Origin of the sequence: Vreelandella lutescens, from assembly GCF_014640815.1 — a bacterium.
GTDB lineage: Bacteria > Pseudomonadota > Gammaproteobacteria > Pseudomonadales > Halomonadaceae > Vreelandella > Vreelandella lutescens.
The window spans coordinates 269,911-291,240 of sequence record NZ_BMHM01000005.1; the positions used below are offsets into that span (position 1 = coordinate 269,911).

Annotated in this window: 23 protein-coding genes; 11 read left to right on the forward strand and 12 right to left on the reverse strand. The window is 53.9% G+C overall.

The genetic code is table 11. From position 1 onward, the window contains the following. Window positions 1–94 precede the first annotated feature (94 nt). The 11 genes from cheW to IEW65_RS14415 all read right to left on the reverse strand — a co-directional run bounded on the left by cheW (window position 95) and on the right by IEW65_RS14415 (window position 9,925). On the reverse strand, window positions 95–595 hold the full coding sequence (gene cheW, locus IEW65_RS14365; RefSeq protein ID WP_188640128.1) for a chemotaxis protein CheW: 501 nt from the start codon (window positions 593–595) through the stop codon (window positions 95–97). Further along, the gene (gene cheA / locus IEW65_RS14370) at window positions 592–2,673 is read right to left on the reverse strand and encodes a chemotaxis protein CheA (protein ID WP_188640129.1); all 2,082 of its coding nucleotides are present in this window, start codon (window positions 2,671–2,673) and stop codon (window positions 592–594) included. The genes cheW and cheA overlap by 4 nt, the downstream gene beginning before the upstream one ends. A 45-nt stretch (window positions 2,674–2,718) precedes the next feature. After that, window positions 2,719–3,699 (reverse strand): flagellar motor protein MotB, encoded by a 981-nt coding sequence (gene motB, locus IEW65_RS14375; RefSeq protein WP_188640130.1) that lies wholly within the window; start codon window positions 3,697–3,699, stop codon window positions 2,719–2,721. Further along, window positions 3,696–4,565, reverse strand: a complete 870-nt coding sequence (gene motA, locus IEW65_RS14380; protein ID WP_188640131.1) for a flagellar motor stator protein MotA — start codon at window positions 4,563–4,565, stop codon at window positions 3,696–3,698. The genes motB and motA overlap by 4 nt, the downstream gene beginning before the upstream one ends. Before the next feature lie 222 nt (window positions 4,566–4,787). Then, a complete protein-coding gene (gene flhC, locus IEW65_RS14385) occupies window positions 4,788–5,312 on the reverse strand; it encodes a flagellar transcriptional regulator FlhC (RefSeq protein WP_188640132.1) in 525 nt (174 codons plus the stop codon). Next, complete coding sequence (gene flhD / locus IEW65_RS14390; RefSeq protein WP_188640133.1) at window positions 5,309–5,641, reverse strand: flagellar transcriptional regulator FlhD; 333 nt, start codon at window positions 5,639–5,641, stop codon at window positions 5,309–5,311. Before flhD ends, flhC begins: the two co-directional genes overlap by 4 nt. Before the next feature lie 105 nt (window positions 5,642–5,746). Next, window positions 5,747–6,040 carry an EscU/YscU/HrcU family type III secretion system export apparatus switch protein gene (locus tag IEW65_RS14395; RefSeq protein WP_188640184.1) on the reverse strand — a complete coding sequence of 98 codons (294 nt, stop codon included), beginning with the start codon at window positions 6,038–6,040 and terminating at the stop codon, window positions 5,747–5,749. Beyond that, the gene (fliK, locus tag IEW65_RS14400; RefSeq protein WP_188640134.1) at window positions 6,024–7,235 is read right to left on the reverse strand and encodes a flagellar hook-length control protein FliK; all 1,212 of its coding nucleotides are present in this window, start codon (window positions 7,233–7,235) and stop codon (window positions 6,024–6,026) included. The genes IEW65_RS14395 and fliK overlap by 17 nt, the downstream gene beginning before the upstream one ends. Further along, window positions 7,232–7,639 carry a flagellar protein FliT gene (gene fliT / locus IEW65_RS14405; protein ID WP_188640135.1) on the reverse strand — a complete coding sequence of 136 codons (408 nt, stop codon included), beginning with the start codon at window positions 7,637–7,639 and terminating at the stop codon, window positions 7,232–7,234. The genes fliK and fliT overlap by 4 nt, the downstream gene beginning before the upstream one ends. A gap of 7 nt (window positions 7,640–7,646) precedes the next feature. Continuing rightward, complete coding sequence (fliS, locus tag IEW65_RS14410; protein ID WP_188640136.1) at window positions 7,647–8,063, reverse strand: flagellar export chaperone FliS; 417 nt, start codon at window positions 8,061–8,063, stop codon at window positions 7,647–7,649. A gap of 170 nt (window positions 8,064–8,233) precedes the next feature. After that, on the reverse strand, window positions 8,234–9,925 hold the full coding sequence (locus IEW65_RS14415) for an HD domain-containing phosphohydrolase (protein WP_188640137.1): 1,692 nt from the start codon (window positions 9,923–9,925) through the stop codon (window positions 8,234–8,236). Between the two features lie 258 nt (window positions 9,926–10,183). Here IEW65_RS14415 and IEW65_RS14420 point away from each other — a divergent pair, with 258 nt between their 5' ends. Beyond that, window positions 10,184–10,540 (forward strand): flagellar protein FlaG, encoded by a 357-nt coding sequence (locus IEW65_RS14420; protein WP_188640138.1) that lies wholly within the window; start codon window positions 10,184–10,186, stop codon window positions 10,538–10,540. A gap of 96 nt (window positions 10,541–10,636) precedes the next feature. Here the strand turns inward: IEW65_RS14420 and fliE are convergent, their stop codons facing one another. Further along, a complete protein-coding gene (gene fliE / locus IEW65_RS14425; protein WP_188640139.1) occupies window positions 10,637–10,963 on the reverse strand; it encodes a flagellar hook-basal body complex protein FliE in 327 nt (108 codons plus the stop codon). A gap of 256 nt (window positions 10,964–11,219) precedes the next feature. On the opposite strand from fliE, the gene fliF reads away from it, so the two are divergent. From fliF to fliO, 10 genes are all read left to right on the forward strand, one after another. Then, window positions 11,220–12,977: a flagellar basal-body MS-ring/collar protein FliF gene (fliF, locus tag IEW65_RS14430; protein WP_188640140.1), complete on the forward strand. Its 1,758-nt coding sequence runs from the start codon at window positions 11,220–11,222 to the stop codon at window positions 12,975–12,977. Beyond that, window positions 12,970–13,974 (forward strand): flagellar motor switch protein FliG, encoded by a 1,005-nt coding sequence (gene fliG / locus IEW65_RS14435; RefSeq protein ID WP_188640141.1) that lies wholly within the window; start codon window positions 12,970–12,972, stop codon window positions 13,972–13,974. Before fliF ends, fliG begins: the two co-directional genes overlap by 8 nt. Continuing rightward, window positions 13,967–14,725 (forward strand): flagellar assembly protein FliH, encoded by a 759-nt coding sequence (locus tag IEW65_RS14440; protein WP_188640142.1) that lies wholly within the window; start codon window positions 13,967–13,969, stop codon window positions 14,723–14,725. The genes fliG and IEW65_RS14440 overlap by 8 nt, the downstream gene beginning before the upstream one ends. Before the next feature lie 4 nt (window positions 14,726–14,729). Then, entirely contained in the window at window positions 14,730–16,118 is a 1,389-nt protein-coding gene (fliI, locus tag IEW65_RS14445) for a flagellar protein export ATPase FliI (RefSeq protein WP_188640143.1), read from the forward strand. Then, the gene (fliJ, locus tag IEW65_RS14450) at window positions 16,119–16,571 is read left to right on the forward strand and encodes a flagellar export protein FliJ (RefSeq protein WP_188640144.1); all 453 of its coding nucleotides are present in this window, start codon (window positions 16,119–16,121) and stop codon (window positions 16,569–16,571) included. It abuts the gene before it with no gap. Window positions 16,572–16,593: 22 nt separating this feature from the next. Next, entirely contained in the window at window positions 16,594–18,648 is a 2,055-nt protein-coding gene (locus IEW65_RS14455; protein ID WP_188640145.1) for a flagellar hook-length control protein FliK, read from the forward strand. 160 nt (window positions 18,649–18,808) lie between these two features. Beyond that, window positions 18,809–19,285, forward strand: a complete 477-nt coding sequence (fliL, locus tag IEW65_RS14460) for a flagellar basal body-associated protein FliL (protein ID WP_188640146.1) — start codon at window positions 18,809–18,811, stop codon at window positions 19,283–19,285. Window positions 19,286–19,306: 21 nt separating this feature from the next. Beyond that, a complete protein-coding gene (gene fliM, locus IEW65_RS14465; protein ID WP_188640147.1) occupies window positions 19,307–20,362 on the forward strand; it encodes a flagellar motor switch protein FliM in 1,056 nt (351 codons plus the stop codon). Then, the gene (gene fliN, locus IEW65_RS14470; RefSeq protein ID WP_188640148.1) at window positions 20,359–20,877 is read left to right on the forward strand and encodes a flagellar motor switch protein FliN; all 519 of its coding nucleotides are present in this window, start codon (window positions 20,359–20,361) and stop codon (window positions 20,875–20,877) included. The genes fliM and fliN overlap by 4 nt, the downstream gene beginning before the upstream one ends. Then, window positions 20,874–21,308 carry a flagellar biosynthetic protein FliO gene (gene fliO, locus IEW65_RS14475; RefSeq protein ID WP_188640149.1) on the forward strand — a complete coding sequence of 145 codons (435 nt, stop codon included), beginning with the start codon at window positions 20,874–20,876 and terminating at the stop codon, window positions 21,306–21,308. Before fliN ends, fliO begins: the two co-directional genes overlap by 4 nt. Window positions 21,309–21,330 lie beyond the last annotated feature (22 nt).

The following is a 21,330-nucleotide window of genomic DNA, read 5'->3' on the forward strand; positions in this document are numbered from 1 at the left end:
AACACAACTTGACTGCCAGCGCTATCCATGGCACTAGAGCGAGTTGTTTTTTTGGCTTAAGACGGGCACGTTCCCTGTGCCCCTAGGCGGGTCGTTAGCGGTTACCGGTGCTATCTACCAACGCCATCTCTTCGCTTGTCAGCAGCTTATCGATATCCACCAGCACTAGCATGCGGTCGTCCAAACTGCCGAGGCCACTCAGGAAATCAGAGGAGAGTGTGACGCCAAACTCTGGTGCCGGCTTGATCTGCTCTGGCGTCAGGGTCATCACGTCGGAAACGCCATCCACTACGATACCCACAATTCGATCTGCGACATTGACCACGATCACGACCGTTTGACCACCGTACTCAACGTTCTCTAGGTGGAACTTGATGCGCAGATCCACGATCGGCACAATCACACCACGTAGGTTCGTTACCCCTTTAATAAAGTCAGGTGCGTTCGCAATACGAGTAACGTTTTCATAACCACGTATCTCCTGCACCTTTAAGATATCAATGGCGTACTCTTCGTCACCCAGCGAAAATACCAAAAATTCACGATTTTCCGCTTCTGCGGCGGCTAGCACCGCCTCATTAGATGCTTGACTCATGACGGCTCAGCCTCCTTGTAATAAGAGAGATGTGGTTGGTTAGCGATTTTCCCTGCTTCTTTCTTGGCCCGGCTTAAACGATGTAAGCCAGTGATATCGAGAATTAACGCAACGCTGCCATCCCCCAAGATGGTAGCGGCCGACACGCCGGGCACTTTGCGATAATTGTCTTCGAGGTTCTTTACCACCACCTGCTGCTGGCCAATTAGCTCATCCACCAGCATGGCGTAACGTCGACCTTCACCTTGCACGATAACCGCAATGCTCTTGGTCGGATCCGTAATGGCATTTTCCACATCCAGCACTTCATGAATGGCAATCACGGGCAGGTACTCATCGCGGACTTTGAGTACCACATCGTCGCCTGCCATCGCGTACATATCGCCTTTCGCGGGCTGGAGCGACTCAAGCACCGTCGACAGCGGCAAAATGAAGGTTTCACTGCCCACTTTAATGGACATACCGTCAAGGATAGCGAGCGTTAGCGGCAGTACGATACGCGTATTGGTGCCTTCGCCTTTTTTAGACTGGATTTCCACCCGGCCGCCCATGCCTTGAATGTTCCGCTTGACCACGTCCATACCAACGCCGCGGCCAGACACATCGGTGACCTCTTTTGCGGTTGAAAAGCCGGGCGCAAAGATGAGCTGATAGACGTCTTCATCGGACATGGTGTCGGAGACATTGAGACCATTTTCACGCGCCTTGGCCAGCAAACGATCACGGTCCATACCAGCACCGTCATCGCGGACTTCAATCAGAATATTGCCACCCTGGTGGCGGGCGGAAAGCACCAGCTTGCCTGTGCGAGGCTTGCCCAGTGCTTCACGCTCATCAGGCATTTCGATGCCGTGATCCAAACTGTTACGCACTAAATGCGTTAGCGGATCAGTAATCCGCTCCACCAAGCTCTTATCAAGCTCCGTGGATTTGCCTTCGGTGACGAGTTCAATCTCTTTGCCCAGCTTGCCCGCCGTATCGCGCACCACTCGTGGGAAGCGGCTGAACACGAATTCCATAGGGATCATACGGATCGACATAACCGCTTCTTGAAGATCGCGGGCATTACGCTGCAGCAGGCTCATGCCGTTTTGCAGTGAGCTATTGCCGACTGACTGATCGCCCAGGTCACTGACCGTTTGATCCAGCATCGACTGGGTGATGATCAACTCGCCCACCAAGTTGATGATCTGGTCGACCTTGTCGACGGACACACGAATAGAAGATGATTCAGGGGCTGCTTTTTTAGCCGCCGCCTTCTCTGGTTTTTTACTGGCGGGGGCTTTGCTGACAGGAGGCGTCTCAGCAACAGGCGCGGCCGGCTTCTCCTCCGCTACAGGAGCAGGCGCACTAGGAGCAGGTTCAGCCGCTGGCGCTACGCCTGGAGCAGACGCTTCAGCAGCGACCGTGGTGATCTCAATTTGATCCGGCTCAATAATGAAGCACATAACGGCTTCAATATCATCGGCACTCACTCCTCCCGTGAGCGTGACCTCGTAGCGCTTTTCATCGCCAGACTGAGACTGAATGTCGCCCAATTGCTCTAGTTCTTCTACCAACAGTCCACGATCTTTATCGCCAACGTTGAGAAGCGCTACTTTGAGGTGATGTTGGTTCGACGCTGCTGCCTTTTTGTCCTCCTCTGGCTCTGCTTTCTTTGCAGGGGCCGCAGGGGCGTCAAGCGTTTTGCCAATTTCCTCGAGCGCAATTTGCTGCAGCGTGTGGCAGATACGCTCATACGCTTCTTGATTGGGCTCTTCCTCGTTGCGGTAAGCATCGAGCTGCTCGTGCATGATGTCTTTGGCCTCTAAAAAGGTATCCACATGCTCAGCGCGTAGGGTGAGTTCCCCTTTGCGAGCGTGATCTAGCAGGTTTTCGAAAATATGCGTGGTTTTCTGTAGCACGCTAAAACCGAAGGTTCCTGCGCCACCTTTAATAGAGTGGGCTGCGCGGAAGATAGCGTTCAGTTGCTCACTATCCGGATCATCGACATCCAGTTCCAACAAGTGCTGCTCCATATCGGCGAGCAGCTCTTCAGCCTCTTCAAAAAAGGTGTCAAAAAAATCCGCTATATCCATGCACCGCTCCACGTGAACGTCATATTTTTTTGTGACAAGCCGCGCTTACTGGTTATCGTTGGCTTGTGGCGTGTTTTGTGGCACTTGTTGTTCAGGCACCGGCTCATTACGCATTACGTCATCGAATGGGGGCTCATCGGCGAGCATCCCGTCCGGCATACTGCTCTCTGATACAGTGTCGTCTGCTGAGAGAATACCTGGGTTACGAATGGCTTCAGCAATCTCGGGTAACAGCACCACTAGCTCAATACGCCGATTAATCGGATCCGTGGGCGCAGTGTCAGCCAACAACACACGATCAGCAAAGCCCGATACACGCAATAATTGATCTGGATCAAGCCCACCGCCCACTAGCTCACGTCGTGAGGCGTTTGCGCGGTCGTTAGAGAGCTCCCAGTTGCTGTAACCACGGTAGCCACCGACATAAGGGACACTATCGGTATGTCCACTGATGCTTAAGTCATTCGGCAAATCGTTAAGCAGCGGTGCCATCGTGCGCAGCAGGCTTCGCATGTAAGGGGCGACTTGGTCGCTACCCAGTTCAAACATCGGCCGTTGCTCGGTGTCCAGCAGTTGGATACGCAGCCCTTCTCGGGTCAAGTCAAAGCGCATCTGATTGCGCAGTTCGCGTAGCTCCGGATCACGCTCAATGGCACGCTCGATACGCTCTTGTAAATCGTTGAAGAAGCGTCGTTCTTGGGCACTTGGCCGGGTATGCTGCAACACGTCAATGCGCGCACGCTCGCCGTCGCTATGCGTCGGATCGGGGCCGCCCCCAGGAATCACGCTTGTGCTGCCCGAACGATCTCCACCGGTAATGGCCGTCACAAGCGGTGTACTAAAGTACTCTGCGACGCCTTGCCGGGTCTCTTCGCTTGAAACACTCAAAATCCACATCACCAAGAACAGTGCCATCAAGGCGGTCATAAAGTCCGCCAGTGCAATTTTCCAGGCACCGCCATGGTGGGCGTGAACAACTTTTTTACGCCTGATAACAATCGGGCGCTTATCCCCACCCTTACTCATGCATTACCGCCCTTTTTGGCGTCACGCACATACTCTTCTAACTCAGTAAAGCTGGGCCGTTCTGCAGTGTGCAGCGCTTTACGCCCAAACTCGACAGCAAGCTGTGGTGCATACCCGTGCAAGCTGGCCAGTAGCGTCACGCGGATACACTGAAGCATTTTTTCCGCTTCTTTGGCCTGACGATCAGCGTAACTCGCAATCGGGCTAATAAACCCGTAGCCCATCAATATGCCTAGGAAGGTGCCCACGAGAGCCATGGCAATCATCTGCCCCATTTGCTCTGCTGTCGCATCGGCATAGGTAAGCGCCTTAATAACCCCCATGACCGCCGCCACAATGCCAAATGCAGGCATGGCGTCACCCACCTTAGAAATGGCATCAATGGGGATATGGGCCTCTTGTTCAAAGACCTCAATTTCATGAAGCATCAGCTCATCGATTTCCATGGGCTCCATGCCGCCACTGACCATCAGGCGTAAGTAGTCGGTTAAAAAGTTCATGATATGAGGATCAGCAAGCACCGAGGGGTGCTCTTGAAAGAGAGGGCTTTCTTGAGGATTATCGATATCACGCTCAATACCCAGCATGCCCTCGCGACGCACCTTGGAGAGAATTTTGTACTGCAGCGCCATGAGTTCCATATATAGCGCTTTGTTATATTTCTTCGTTCGTTTCAGCCGCGGCAAGATTTTAAAGGTTGCCTTGATCGCCTTGCCGTTGTTGGACGCAATAAACGCACCTACGCCAGCACCGCCGATAATAAGCAGCTCAAGTGGCTGATAGAGGGGGCCCATACTTCCACCTGCAAGCACATAGCCGCCGAATACGCACACCAGTACGACCACATAACCTAAAAGAATCAGCACAAGCAGAGTCCTTGCGATATCAGTTTTTTTATCAACAGAGCAGAGCCTCTGGCTTATCCACGCAGGCACCGCTCTATCCCAAGTGCTACTTCACCACATCATACTCAGTTGCAGGCGATGCTTAATGAGAAAGTACCACTGCCTTTTACCGCTATCTATCCATTAAAGAAGTAGTTTATTAATTCTCAGCCTGACGGATAGAGGCGTGACAATTTTCTACGTTCAACGCGCTGCTTTTCGGGTTTTACCTGCACGTGACGGCGGCTGGCAGATACCGCACACGTAATCGTGGGTCGGGCTATGGGCATGGGCCACAAAGTGGCCTTCACAGCGAGTACAGGTGGTCAGCTGTAATAGGTCGCTTTCAAAAAAACGCACTAGCGTCCAGGCGCGAGTCAGCCCCAACACGGGCTCTACACGCTCCAGGGAAATTTGCTCTTCGTACAAGCGGTACGCTTTTACAAATGCATCAATCCGCTCGCAGCCCGCACCTTTCAGTAGGCCTATATAGATGTTGTAAAAAAAAGAGGAGTGCACGTTAGGCAGCCAAGTGACAAACCAGTCTGCTGAAAACGGCAACATTCCCTTAGGTGGAGACATGCCACGCACTTCTTTATAGAGCTTAATCAGGCGCGTACGGCTTAACTCTGTCTCTGTTTCCAACACCTGAAGACGTGCACCTAATTCAATCAGCTCTATCGCCAGCTGTACTTGGTGCATTTCATCAACCAAGCTTTTCTGGCTCACTTCGACTCTCCTGAGGTGAACGATGTCATCGGCTCACAGGCTGACAGCAGTGATGCATGCAGCCCTGCTAGCCCTTGATCGCGTGGGTTTTCTAGAATGTCGCGCAACCGTTGACCACTGGCGTGGCTAAATCGACACACTAGTTGATTACTCCGCGCAAGCTTGGTCAGTTGCCAGGCATTCAGCGAGACCAATAGATCAGCGAGCTCGCCGTCGATTTTTAATCGGAACATGGCAGCCTCGCGATCTTCGCTCAGTAAGCGTTGCGCAAGTAATAGGTACGCTAAGTTAATTTCTTGAATTTCATCGAGAAAGCTTGTTTGACTCATAGTGTCCCATCGAACGACACAGGCGCTACATTGTGACCATTATACTGGCGCCATTAATGACTTTTTCTTACCCCGCATCATGGTTGCATACAACGCTTGTATTGGCTACTTGAGCCTCTCACGCTGATTCAGCCCATCATCCGATAGTTCAAATACCCAGACGAGCAGCTCAGCAACCACTTGATACAAACTAGCAGGTATCTCCGCATCTAAATCTAGCTGCATAAGTAGCGCCACCAGCTCTGGGGCATCGTGGACATAAATCCCCTGACGCTGAGCTTCGGCCATGATGCGTTCGGCCAATTCGCCGTATCCTTTTGCCACCACGCGGGGGGCCTGCTCACCTTCTTGATACGCCAGCGCGACGGCTTGTCGACGGCGTTCACCCGAGGTCGCCATCATCGCCCTCCAATGTTACATATCTAACCTTCACATACACTTGGCGAAAATCAAATGCGTTTAAACGCTGTTCTAGCGCACTCACTCCCGCGTCTAGACGCTGCTGCGTAGAAGCATTATCCGTGGTTAGGTCAACGCTTAATGCCCCCTGGTAAAGCGAAAGCGCAACGCTAAAACTGCCAAGGTTGGGCACGTCCAGCTGCATTTCAGAGCGCCACCCCTCTTCGGCGCCCTCCTCTTCAGCTGTCGTGTTCTTTTGCCCGTCACGACCAGGCAAATTAATCACGAGCGCCATAAAAATACCGGCCCACACATCACCTTCCCAGCGTAGCGTGGGCATCACTAACATTTCTAACTGCTGACGCACTAACCCTTGCAGGCTGTCGTGAACAATCTCTTTTGGGCCCCGTGCGGACACCGCGAGCTCGCTATTAGCGGGCAGTGCTACCGGTAGAGGAGGCGCTTCTCGACGCTCTCCAATCAAAGGAGATTGTGGGGCGTTGGGGCTAGGCGGCAGAATGGCTGGCCGTTCAAGCAGCAACCTATCGCCTGCAGCAGCGACCAAAGGGGTGTTAGGCAAAATAGACGGCGATGCTTGACTGGCCAATAACGCAGAGGCAGGCGCGGCGCTCAGTACCGCCGACGTAAAACTGGGGACAAACATACCAGCAGGACGTGGCCCTGGCTGCATTTGCGGCTCCCGCAACAGCTGCTGCCGAGTCGCGTCTCCTTGATACCAGCGCTTCAAGTGTGATTCATAAAACAAACCGCTATCCCGAATGCTTGCCTCTAAACGGCTCGCTAACACGGGGGCCGACGGCGATTCCTGAGCGGGCATTAACGGAGCCTGAGGGCGTAGCACGGTAGGAGGGGCTGGAAAGCGCAGCAGTACATCGGCAATAGTGCGTGCAGCGGGGCTGAAGTGGGTTTGAGTGGAACTTGGCGCACCACTTGGCAGCGCACCCGGCTGGGCTTGACGCCCTCCCTCCAAGGCTCCCGGCAGGCGCTTCAAATCCCCTAATAAGGGGGGCAAAGGCCGCCCGTCCAACCCAGCATCACCCTGAAGCGCACGCGGACCATCACCTGCATAAACAGGTTGAACCGGTGCATTTAATGCACGCTGTGTTGACACCTCGGCTTGGCGTCCAAGCACTTGATGTAAAAGGGTGTCGATAAGCGGCGTGATGCCACTCACGATGCCCCCTTATCGCGGGAAGGATCACTCTCATGATCGCTATATACACCCTGTTGAGGGGCGTAGGCACGGTGCAGATCCCGCTGTCGCTGGGTAACCCCAATCAACTTACCAAGCTCGTCGCGCCTAGCGACCAAACGACGTCGAATTTCAACGTCGTGCTCTAGAATTTGTTCGAGCAACTCAGTTTTACGCTGCTTGCCCTGGGCATCTAGCGTCACCGTTACATCTAACGTGCGAAGCTCTTCCACTAACACTACGTAGTTGCTGCGCTGCTCAATCAGCTCTGCCCACTGCTCGGCGTTTGCAAGCTCATGCATGTAATTAACACGCACCAATAGCTTAGCGTAGGCATCTAGGAGTGCCTGTTGAGAATGACTATGCGCTGTTTCGGAAGCCGCCATGCTTGCCTCATGCACTTTGCTGTTGACCGATTTCACGCCATGCGGAGGCGATATCTTCCAGCAGCCGCTCAGCCTGATTAAGACTCTCTTCGTCGTTGCGCAAATTAGCCGCCAACAGCAAGCGAGCAATATAGTCGTACAGCGAGGCAAGTCGCTCTGCAATCACACCGCCTTTCTCTTGATCCAGAGCAGCCGCCAAACCGTTGTTAATGATGTCGAGCGCCTTGGAGATTGAGCGCCCTTTTTCTGCTCTGTTCCCAGCCTGCATATGAATACGTGCTGCACGGATGGCGGCCTGAGCGCCGTCAAACAGCATCACAATCAGCTGATGCGGGTCAGCAGACATGACACCACTTTCAACGCCAACACGGGCATAAGCATTTGCGCCACGTCCGTTACCGGCGCCACCGCGAGTGTAGGTCATTAGCGGGCACTCCTTTATAGGGTAAAACAACAGCAGTGCCATAAGCGGAATCTGCTGTTTAGTATTCAAGGTTGAGCATGTTTGCTCAGCTATAAAATATATCGGCGTCGCATCTACAGACTTTAACGCCTCATTACTTTTAATTCTGCTAGCGCCGCACACTCGGGCACTTAGGTAGACACCGCCACTTCACGGACAGGTTTACCCAGGCGCTCGAAGACATCACCACGCACGATGCCACCTAACGTATCGCGCATAGGCGGTTCGGGCTGCTGAGTAAGCACGACCTCTAACGGCGCGCCCCGATCATCCAGGCGCAAAATCCAGGCAAACTGTTCGCTTGAGAATAGCGCTAACGAGCCGACTGGCAATGTCTTAAAATGCTCGATGTAACGTTTAATCCAGCGAGGATCAAACTGATGGGGATGCGCCAGCAAGTGACGATATATTTGCTGAGCGGTTCGCCCTGGCCGGTCTGGCCGATCACGACGCATCGCTTCCACCACATCCACCACAGCGCTGGCTTTTGCCAACTCGTTAATATCATCTCCGGTCAACCCTTCTGGGTAGCCGCTACCGTCGAGACGTTCGTTAATGCCACCAATGACCGCTTGGGCAACGGTGGCGGATAGCCACTGACACGTATGCAGTCGCGCCAACAGTAATGACACATGCTCACTCAACGCCTGACGGTGCGTTGCTTCAAAATTGGGAGATTTAAACACCACCTGCGGAATCAGCGCTTTACCAAGATCATGCACCAAACCGCTGGCGACAATCGCTTTGCGCACCTCCCGAGGCATATTGGCACCGACTAAATCGAGCAGGTGCACGGCAACGGCTATCCCGTGCCTGACGAGCAAGGGCTCAAGCGATAGACAACGCGAAGCAAACAACAAGGCTTCACGATCTTCTTCGTGAAGCGCAAGCAAACGATCCGCATTGCGGGATAGCTGCCTTGAGTCGATATCACTGCCCTGCTGAAGCAGCAGCAGCTGCGCATCAAGATAAGCGGCCACTTTTACTAGACGGCGCGCCGTAGGCGTCGCGTAGCGGCGAATATCGCGCCGACCCACGTGCTCGGTATCAGGCATTCGCTTGCCCGGCTGCTCAAATAGCGGCGACGGCTGACGCTCTTCCTGCACTTCTTTCTTATAGCGCGCGGCTTCTCGCTCAATCTCGCAGACAAAGTACCAAATCTGCCGCTCTTGCTCGGATGTGCAGCCAGCAAACCGAAAACCGACACGCAGCAGATGTCGCTCAGGGTCAGTTTTTTGATGGCGAGCAATACCGTGAACTTCAAAGTAGGTGCCGTTGGGGAAGGTAAAAGCTAGCTTCAGAGGCTCGTCAGTCTCTGCTAACACGCCACTGGCCGTAAGCGGGAGCTCAAGCTGGCAGCCGTCTTGCGAGAGGTCGCGCAACTCACCTAACGCACTGTCATCACTGTCTCCAAAGACCGTAGCTGCGACCACCATGCCCATGCGCAGCTCAGCGCGATAAGACTCTCGGCGCTGGAGCACATCGACGGTAGCGGGATAATCACTACAGCACAGAAAACGTCCGCCAGACCGGCGAGTCTCCGTTAATGAGAGCAGAGGCGTTCGCACCACCTTGCCCTGAGACTGCCCGCGCAGAAAAAACTGCTCGCCCTGCTGAAGACGACTTAACAGGTAATCCACAGACGATAGGTCCATGACGAGCGTATCACCCTCGTGCTGCTCCATCAGCACAATGGGCTCAGGTCGCGCATCAGGGGTAGCGAGGCAAAGAGACACCCCACCGCTCTCTATCATGGTATTTAGAAGAGAGCTAATTGCCGCCGGGCTGGTGACGCTCTCGTACTCATCTTGCTGAACTTCCATGCGTGCCTCGCTTTCCCCAAACGCGTTATGCGTTAACGCTCATCACAAAGCAGCAGAGCATAACAGAAGCTTTTATCCAGCCGTATGCCCGCCATAGGACTAATAACACTTTTCTTTTCGTCTATAGTAAAAAGGATAAAGTTTGTGACAACCGCGCCGATAGACTTTAAAAGAGGCTCATTACCAAACGGCCTCACTGCCTCCCTGCAGCTACGTTACCCAGCCCCTTCGGGCTTATGAATAAGAGGAACGTTATATATGAGCCCATTCTCTATTGACCTAACCACCTCACTCGCTACTCCTGCCCTATCGCAGGAGCGCCTTATACGACCAACCGACCCTTTACCCGCGGCTCCCCCCACAGGCGAAGATGAAGTCACCGAGGCTAAGCAAGCGACAAGAGAGGCACTGGTTGAACCGATACAGCGTATCAACGATGTCATGAGGCCTCGTGGGCTCGAATTTGATATTAGTGAGGAGTCTACTCGCATCATCACGCGGGTGATCGACCGAGAGACAGGCGATGTCATACGCCAAATACCGGCAGAAGAAGTGCTACTAATGGCAGAACAACTTGAAGCGCTGCAAGGAAAGCTGATCTCGCTTGAGGCATAATATGGCTGGCGAATGCGGCTCAGCGCAGAGAAGTACGCTCAAGCCGCTCTTGCCTTCAAGCATGTCGACACAGCGTCCTGATGATCGTTTTATGCCTTAAACCTGCATATTCATAACGTCTCGGTAAGCGGTCACCAACCGGTTCCGCACCTGCATTCCCATCTGAAAGGCAACGCTCGCTTTCTGCATATCGACCATGACGTCGTTAAGCTCGATATTCGGCTCTCCCGCCTGAAATGCCATCGCCTTAGCATTTGACGCTTGCTGCAAACGGTTGATGCGCTGAATAGAGGCCTGCAGCTCACTACCGAAACCAGACTGCCCGACCGCCGTGGAGACTTGCTCGCCCTTAATGGGCTGAGCTGCCTGAGCAGCGAGCCCCTGCATCTGCTGCAACGCAGACTGTATGGAAGGTGAACTCATACGCATGCCTCAATTCGCAAGAAATCATTTAATGCTGAAAGCCTACCATTAGTACGAAAAGCGTCATACGTACAAATGCGTGTGAAAAGCCAAGCTTTTCGTTCATTTATGGTCGACGCACCCCCGGATAATGGCGTTCATCACAATTCCGCTTCATCCTTTCAGCGGATAACCGCGATTGACGGATATAGCCTATGCCTTCTTTGGTGATGCGCCTTGGTCGACACCCGTTTTGCCTGCCCTTATGGAGGGACGCATGAGCGAAACTGGTGCTACGGCAGGCCGTCAAAATAGCACGACACAAAGTGCCCCGCGCAGCGGAGCAGTAGAGAACGACCCCAGCAACCCATCGGCACTTGAGCGCACTATGAAACAGCTGCGCGGCAACCCGCTTGTGGTTGTGTTGGTAGCAGCTGCGGCGTCTATCGCCATTGTGGCGGCACTTTTCATGTGGGCGAGCAGCCCCGACTACCGTGTTCTCTATAGCAATCTAAGCGAAGCTGACGGCGGTAGAATCATCGCTGAACTGGACAGCCGCGGCGTTCCCTACCAGTTTGGTCAAGGCGGTCAAGCACTGCTGGTTCCCAGTGATCAGGTCCACACCCTGAGACTTCAGCTTGCCGAACAAGGCCTTCCACAAGGTGGCAATCTTGGCCTTGAGCTGATGGAAACCCAGGCGTTTGGTATCAGCCAGTTTGCTGAGCAGGTCAATTTCCAGCGTGGCCTCGAGGGTGAACTGGCTCGTTCTATCGAGTCACTCGGGCCGGTAGAAAGCGTGCGTGTGCATCTTTCAATGGCAAAACCATCGGTCTTTATTCGTGACCGTGAACCGGCCAAAGCTTCTGTCGTGCTGACCCTGTTACCCGGCCGCGTTCTTGGTGAAGGCCAGGTCAGCGCCATTGTGCATATGGTCTCCAGCAGCGTCCCTGAGCTTGCCATCGAAGATGTCACCGTCGTTGATCAAAATGGCCGGCTGCTCACCGCTAACAGTAGCCGAGGAAATGACCTCGATGGCACACAGTTAGCGTACATCACTGAAGTGGAGCGCTCTTACCAACAGCGTATTGAGAACATTCTTTCGCCCATCGTGGGGAGCAATAATGTGCGTGCTCAAGTGGCGGCACAAATTGACTTTTCTCGTCGTGAGCAAACATCTGAGCGCTACAATCCGAATCAGGCACCCAATGAGTCAGCGGTCCGCAGCCGCCAGCTTAGCCTCTCTTATGATGGCGAAGACCCTCTAGCGACCGGCATTCCCGGCGCCCTTAGCAATACTCCTCCGGGCGTCGCCCCCTCCCCGATCAATCAGCCAGATGCTGAAGAGGGTGACGGTGACGCTGTAGCGGAGCCAGGCGCGCTGCGTAATCTGCGCCAAGAAGATGTGGTGAATTACGAGGTTGACCGCAGCATTGAGCATATTCAACACCGACTTGGACAAGTGCAGCGCCTATCAGCAGCGGTCGTAGTCAACTTCCGCAACATCACCAATGAAGAGGGCGATGTTGAGCAGGTAGCGCTAAGTGCTGAAGAGATTGCCCAAATTGAGCGTTTAGTACAGCAGGCGATGGGGTTCTCGGAGCTGCGCGGCGATCAAGTAGAGGTCGTTAATACGCCCTTTGCCGGCGACGATGACGCTCGCATTGAGCCTGTTTGGTGGCAGCATCCCGATAACCTAGCTCTGGGCGCGACGCTAGGCCGCTACTTACTCGTAGCATTGGCCGCTCTGCTACTTTACCTGCTGATCTTGCGCCCGCTGATCAAGCGCTACACTCAGCCTCCCATCATGGCAGCCACAACGCCGGGCGGCATGCTGAATACCAGTGTGGGCGGTGAAGAGGATGAGCAAGAGGGCGAAGGTGAAGCTGATGATGACGACACCTACAGCAATAAGCCCAAGCGCCGTCGTAAAACGTCGCTCTATGAACATAATCTTAACGACCTGCGAGAAATGGCACAGGAAGACCCCCGTATGGTCGCCATGATCATTCGCAGCTGGATGAACGCCAATGACTAGCATTGCTGAAATGAGCGGCGCACGTAAAAGCGCCATTCTTCTGCTGGCACTGGACGAAGACAGCGCCGCCGAAATTTTCAAGTTTCTCAGCGCCAGCGAAGTGCAAGAAATCAGTACCGAAATGGCACGGCTTCATCAAATCTCCCATGAAGATATGAAGGCCGTCCTCGAAGCGTTCCACCGTGAAACGGAAGAGTTTGTGGCACTCAACCTCAACTCTAGCGAGCACATTCGTTCGGTACTGACCAAAGCATTGGGCAGCGAGCGCGCGACCAGCTTGATCGAAGATATTCTCGAGACCACGGGCGAGAACTCCGGTATCGATGCGCTCAACCTCATGGAAGCATCCATGGTCTCTGAGCTGATTCGCGATGAGCACCCGCAGATTATTGCCACGATATTAGTCCACCTGGATCGCCATCAGGCCGCTGATATCCTTGAGCTGTTTGAAGAAAAACTGCGTAATGATGTTGTCCTTCGGATTGCCACCTTTAGCGGCGTACAGCCCGCCGCTTTGCAGGAGCTCACCGAGGTACTCACCAGCATGTTGGACGGCCAAAACCTCAAGCGCAGCAAAATGGGCGGCGTGAGAACAGCGGCCGAAATCCTCAACTTGATGAACTCGTCCCAAGAAGAAGTGGCCATCGAGACCGTTCGCTCTCACAGCGAGGATCTTGCACAAAAGATCATCGACGAAATGTTCCTGTTCGAGAATCTGCTCGACCTGGACAACCGTGCGATCCAGATGGTGCTTCAGGAAGTGGAAACCAATTCGCTGGTGGTGGCGCTCAAAGGTGCTCAAGATGCGCTGGTGGACAAATTCCTGCGCAACATGTCTCAGCGTGCCGCCGATTTGGTTCGCGAAGATATGGAGGCCCGAGGCCCCATCCGTGTCTCTCAAGTGGAAACAGAGCAAAAAGCCATTCTACAAATTGTGCGCCGCTTAGCAGACTCTGGCGAAATCGTCCTAGCGGGCGGAGACGACGAGTATGTCTAATACTCACTCTCCCGAGTTTGACCGTCACGGTGACTGGCGGCGCTGGCAAATGGATGAGCTGACCACGGCAAACAGTGCAAAGCCATCGAGTCGCTCGCCCGCCCCTACAGAGCATCAGCGCAAAGTAGAAGCTGCTCAGCGCGCTGCGGAAGAGGCACGCGCTCGGGAAGAAAAAGAGCAGCAAGAAATATATGAGCGTATTCGTCAATCCGCTGAAGAAGAGGGCTACCAGGCAGGGTTAACACGGGGCCATGATGAAGGCTATGCGCAAGGCCTTAGCGAAGGCCGTGAGCATGCAGCGCAAGAGTTGAACGAGCAGATTCGCCAGAGCGTGACGCCGTTAGCGGCGCTTGCCAAGCAGTTTTCAGAGGCGCTTGAGCGCCTTGACGACACCATCGCGCACGATCTAGCAGAGCTTGCCCTGGCCACCGGCAAGCAATTAGCGGGCGAAGCGCTGGAAGCGCACCCAGACCATATTTTAGCGATTGTTAGAGAGCTGCTGCATACCGAACCGCCACTCGTAGGAAAGCAGCGCCTATGGCTTAACCCTACCGACCACGAAAAGGTATCAGAGCACTTGGGAAGTGAGCTAGAAGCGGCTAACTGGACACTGCAACCCGATGACCAGTTGGCCCGTGGCGGCTGCCGCTTGACGAGCGCTCAGGGCGAGCTGGATGCGACGTTTGAAAGTCGCTGGCAAAGTGTCCAAGCCCAGCTCCGCAAACGCCACAGCGCACCCTCCTCAGGTTAACGCGATGAACCACTTCACCTGCCCTCATCAACACCGCTGGCAAAAAGCCTTGCAACGCACCACACAGCGCGTGGGGCGACTGCCTCGTTTTCGTAGTAGCGGACGCGTAGTACGTGCAACGGGTATGGTGATTGAAGTGGTTGGCCTAAGAGTGGCCGTCGGCAGCGCTTGCCAAATCGAGCTACCCGGCGTCGATGGCCGTTTAAACGACAGCGATAAACATGCCGAAGCGGAAGTGGTCGGTTTCTCTGGCGACAAACTCTATCTTATGCCGCTTGAAGAGATTTCCGGCTTAATGCCTGGAGCACGGGTAACGCCTCTGGTGGATGGCAATGGCCATAGCGCTCGCCGCTTTCCAATCGGGGATGAGCTGCTTGGCCGCGTACTGGATGGTAACGGCAACCCCTTGGATGATCGCGAGAGCATTGACGAATCCCCACGCACTACGCTTCAGTCCAGGCCGCTCAACCCACTCTCACGGGCCCCCATTGAGTCGCAAATTGATGTCGGTATACGCGCCATCAATGCCCTACTGAGCGTAGGCCGTGGCCAGCGAATGGGCCTTTTTGCCGGTTCAGGTGTCGGCAAATCCGTCCTACTTGGCATGATGGCTCGTTACACCCAGGCCGATGTGATTGTGGTTGGCTTGATTGGCGAGCGTGGCCGTGAAGTACAGGACTTCATTGACAACATTTTAGGGCCAGAAGGACGACGACGCGCAGTGGTGGTCGCCGCACCTGCGGATACGTCGCCGTTGCAACGTCTACAAGGTGCCGCCTACGCCACCCGTATTGCCGAAGGCTTCCGCGATGCCGGGCGCAATGTGCTGCTCATTATGGACTCTTTGACGCGCTACGCTATGGCTCAGCGGGAGATCGCTCTTGCGATTGGTGAACCGCCCGCTACCAAAGGATATCCACCCTCCGTGTTCGCCAAGCTGCCTGGGCTGGTGGAGCGGGCGGGTAACGCAGAACGAGGCGGCGGTTCGATTACCGCCTTTTATACCGTACTAACGGAAGGCGATGACCAGCAGGACCCCATCGCTGACTCCGCCAGGGCTATTTTGGATGGTCATATCGTGTTGTCACGAACGCTGGCAGAAGCCGGACACTACCCCGCCATCGATATAGAAGCTTCTATTAGTCGCGCCATGACCGCCATCGTCACGCCGGAGCAGCAGCAGAAAGCACGCACCTTTAAACAAATTTTTTCTCGCTATCAACGCAACCGTGACTTGATTAGCGTAGGTGCCTACAGCCCTGGGCATGACCCGCGGCTGGACGAGGCCGTCAATCGCTTTCCAGAACTGGAGCGATTCCTTCAACAAAATATTGACGAGTGTGCAACGCTTGAGGAGTCACGCCAGGCCCTGCACACGGTAGTGGGAGGCTAAATGAGTTATCAACAGCTCGATATGCTGACAGGTCTCGCCCGTGACGCTCGCGACCAAGCCGGAAAGTTGCTGGCCCAAGAGCGCCAAACTCAGCAGCAGACCGAAGCACAGCTGCAATCGCTCAACCGTTATCGGGTTGAGTATGCTGAGCGTTTGCAGCAAGCCATGCGTGACGGCATTGACCCCGCTACCATGTACAACTACCAGCAATTCTTAGCCTCACTGGATGCCGCGCTTAGTCGCGCCAGACAGGCTCTCACCGCACAGCAAGCGCGGGTTCAACAGAGTCAGCAACACTGGCAGCAGGAGCAGCGCAAACTCTCCTCTTACGATACACTGGCTTCGCGCCGGTTATTAGAGGAGCACCGCCGCCAAGCACGTCATGAGCAAAAAGCGAGCGACGACCTAGTGACTAATCGTTTAGCTCGTCAGCAGTCTGATAAACCCCTTTAGCGTCGCTCCAGGAAACGTATCTATGAATATTCAATTGTTACTTTCTGCGAACCCCAGCCAGGGTAGTGACGCACCCGCCTCGCAGGCGACAGGGGCTCAAGGTATTTCTAATGGGCTATTCCGGCAAGCCATGCTACAAGCCAATGAAGGGCAACCGCGCCTTTCACATGAAGTCACGTCACGTACAGCGCCTGCTACCAGTGACGCAGCTCTCAACGAGTTTGCCTCCTTATTAGAGTCGCTGGGCATTGAGTTGAACCAAGAAGCACTTGCACAGCTGTTTGCTCAACTGCAAATGGCGGAGCAACCCTCAGCGGAGCAGCTGGCAGCACTGCCCGGAGCAATCAGCAGCTCATCTGACCTGTTACGCCCAGCTTTAGATTCCATCCCAAGAAAGTCCACTACAGCTTCCGTCTTTTCAGACAGCGCTTCCCAAGCACTTACAACCGTTTCCAAGAACTCATCTGTTACCCATGCCTCCGAGCACTTAACAATTATCAAACAAGGTGCAGTAGCATCAATTGACTCATGGAAAAACAGCGTTAATAGTCAACTGTATGCCCTGGAGGCTGAGCCAGATACAATGACTGCTTCCAACAACACTTCCAGCATCAACTTGATATCGCAATTATACTCCTTGGGTTCTGAGACGGATCAGCCAGTCCCTCTACCACTTTTTGTCCACTCGGAAATAACTGAGCAACTCCTTTCGGACCAAGTAGTGGCGATGAACAACGCCCCTAATACGCTGCCTTCAGCACTGAGCGACGCCTCTGGTCAATCCTCATTAGCTACTACCTCTACCGAGGCACCACTCCAAACGACAGTTTTTTCTCCAGAAATAATGGCTAGTTTTACTATTGCGGAACAGCTCGCAATTAGTCAACAAGATGCACTTAAGTTACTCAGCACATGGACAAACAGTGTTGCCAATCAGTCAAATGCTTTACAGGTTGAGGCAATGGCTGCTTTTAATACTCTCACTCCCAGCGACCTGTCATCACAACTTAAATCCCTGAATATTGAACTCAATCAAGAAACACTTGCACAGCTGTTTGCTCAACTGCAAATGGCGGAGCAATCCTCTGCGGAGGAGTTGGCAACGTTGCCCGAAGCAATCAGCAATACCTCTGAAACGCCGCTCTCTGCGCTAGACGAAATCTCCAGCCGGCTCTCATTAGTTGCAGCATTTACGGGTACGTCAACTCTACAAATATCCAACACAGCAGAAACAACGTCTATTGCCGCGATTGCCGAGCAGTTAGCAATTAGCCAACAAGATGCCGTTGCGCTGGTGGGTGCATATCAGCAGCTAACAGGTAACGCGGGGCAGCAGGGGTCTCCGCAGCGCCTTGAAACACTTAACCAACAGCTCGCCTCTCTATTGCATGGCAATCAAGCGGTTAATGCGGCAACAGATAGCCAGCCGTCAGCATCAAGCACGCTGACCCCATCATCCCAAACACTCGTGTCTAACGCTCCTAACGTTCGCATCAGCAGTGATGCGATGGCAGGCGCACTGGTGGTGAGTGGCAGCTCTGGGGAAACGGCAGCGCGTCTAGGCAGTGGTAACGACCTAGCGTTCAACTTGCCTAATGCTAATGGCACACCCGCTGTCGCGGCTGCAACAGGTACAGCACCTACCTCCTCCATTGGCACACCGGTTTCTCACCCTGCTTGGCCATCGCAACTCGGCCAGCAGCTCGTTCACGTTGCCCAGCGGGGCGGTGAACAACATATTCAGCTAAAACTGCACCCGGCTGAACTTGGCCCTCTTTCTATTTCGCTGAAAATGACAGAGCACGGTGCACAAGCACAGTTCCTATCGGCACATGCACAAGTTCGCCAAGTCATTGAGCAGGCTATTCCTCAGCTTCGCGAAGCACTGGCGGAACAGGGTATTTCGCTTGGAGACACCTCAGTTGGTGAGCAAAATGCTTCTAATGAACAAACATTCGCCCAACAGAACACCGGCACTGCCTCACTAGGAGAGGGTAATGGGCTGGAAGGCGAAACAGAGGCACCGGTGGAAGGAGTGCCTGTGGCGCTAGATGGTCGGGTAGACCTTTATGCTTAAGCCGCGCTCTGCGCGTGGTTATGATGTTAGTGATCTTCACCAGATTAACTAGCTAAACCAAAAGATAGGCTCTCCAAGGAAGCCTGTTCGTTTCTTCACCATCACCCGCGTTAGGCATAATGCTTGGCTAGCGTCATGCGTGAACATCATAGGAACAACAATGGCAGAATCAAGCGGCGGATCAAAAAAACTGCTTTGGATAATGATTATTCTCGTTCTGCTCTCCTCGGCAGGAGCGGCAGCGGCTATCTATCTGGTCCTCGACCAGCGCGATGGCAGCACCGGCGGCGACGTTCAACAGCAAACCGTTGCACATACGCCACCGGTCTTCACCCGTATTGAACCGTTTACCGTTAACTTAGCGGATGATCGTTACGGTTCGCGGCTGCTGTATACGGGCATCACGCTTCGCGTGGGCAATGAGCAGAGTAAAACCATTATTGAAGAGCACATGCCCCAAGTACGCAGCCGTCTGTTGATTCTGCTTTCAGGGAAACAAGCCAATGAGCTGACGTCCACTGAAGGAAAAGAGGCGCTTGCGCAAGCCATCATCAATCGCTTGAGTGTCCCTCTTACTGAAAATCAGCCCCCACTCGACCTTCGGGAAGTGCTGTTTACCGAATTTATTGTGCAATAACCTAGGGAACTGGAGCCGTTCATGTCGCAGGACGATCTACTGTCCCAGGAAGAAATTGACGCCCTACTAAAAGGCGTCAGTGGAGATGATGAGCCATCAGCGGCGTCATCTCAGTCAAAAGATGAGTCGCGCATTCGACCCTATGACCCCTCTACGCAACATCGGGTCATACGTGAGCGCCTGCACGCGCTTGATTTTATTAATGAGCGTTTTGCGCGTTATTTTCGTAACGGATTATTCAACCTAATTCGACGCAGTTCCGACATCACCGTAGAGTCCGTGAGCTATCAAAGCTTCAGCAACTTCTCGCGTAACGTCCCGGTGCCGACCAACCTCAATATTGTGTCGATGAAACCTCTGCGGGGCTCCGCCCTAGTGGTGTTCCCACCTAATTTAGTCTTCATGGTGGTTGATAACCTGTTTGGCGGCGACGGGCGCTTTGTGACCAAGTCAGATGGGCGCGAATTCACCAACACTGAGCAGCGCATTATTCAACGCCTGCTCAACCTCGCCATTGATGCTTATCAAGAGGCTTGGAAGGTGGTGTATCCGCTAGAGGTAAACTTCCTACGCTCTGAAGTACAGTCGAAATTTGCCAACATTACCAACTCTCCCAACGAGATTGTGGTTAACACTAAGTTCAACATTGAAGTTGGCAATCTAACCAGTAGCTTTCAGATCTGCATGCCGTACGCCATGATTGAGCCGCTGCGCGACTTACTGGTTAACCCCATTAACGACAGCAACCACGATAGTGACGGTTCCTGGTCACGACGTATGGCCAGCGAGCTACGCCAGTCTGAAGTGGAACTGGTGGCCGAGTTTGCGCAAATTCCTAGCCGCATTGCACACGTTATGGGATTGAAGAAAGGGGATGTCTTGCCTATGGACATTCCTAACACTATCACCGCACGCGTTGACGGTGTTCCCGTCATGGAGTGTGAGTATGGCAGTCAGCGACAGCAACGCGCTTTACGCGTACTGCGTACGATCGACCATGCTGCTATGAATAACGTATCGTCCAAGGACTTTATTAAAGGTTCAACGCGACAGAAAGCCAAGGAACCCAAAGCATGACTGACCCTAACAAACCCGATCAACATGTCTCTGATGACGATTGGGCGGAAGCCATGTCTGAACAAGAAGAGCCGTCATCTGACGCTGATGCCGCCAGCGATGAAGAGGATCCCTGGGCGGCCGCCATGGCTGAACAGGAGGCTGCTGAGCAAACCGAGGCTGAGCAGGAGCCTGCCCCAGAAGCGCCCAAAGCGAAGTCCGCCAGTGACGAAGTATTTCGCCCTCTAAGTGCAGAGCAAAGTAACGCGCCTTCCCGTGATCTTGAGATGATTATGGATATTCCGGTCAAGCTGACCGTTGAATTAGGCCGTACAAAACTCACCATCAAACAGCTATTAGAACTGGCGCAAGGCTCTGTCATTGAGCTGGAGGGGCTAGCCGGCGAGCCAATGGATATCCTTATCAATGGCTATTTGATTGCCCAAGGGGAAGTGGTGGTAATCGAGGATAAATACGGCATCCGTATTACCGAGATTATTACGCCTTCTGAGCGCATCCATAAATTAAATCGATGAGCGTTGCGACTTCCAGTGCACAAGCCCCTCTTGATGCGTTAGGCGGCGGCGATGCATTAATCGGTATGGCAGCCATAGGCAAAACCGCTGCCGCACTGGCGCTGGTGATTGCGATTATTTTGCTATGCACATCGCTGCTCAAACGCTGGCAGCAGCACCGTGTTGACCATGGTGCACGCCTGCGCATTGTTGGTACCACCGCTGTCGGCACGCGTGAGCGCATTGTTGTAGTCGAAGTGGAAGACACCTGGCTTGTGTTGGGCGTCAGCGGTGGCCGCATCAGTAAACTGCACGAGCGTCCTGCGCCTACTGACCGCACGCCTATCCCCCAAGGCCCACCGACTCGCTTTTCTCAGCGGTTAGCCAGCGCACTGGCCAAGAGCCGTGGCAAAAGCGACAATCCCTCTTCAGACTCCCAGCAATCATCATGACATACGCTCAGCATTTTGCCTG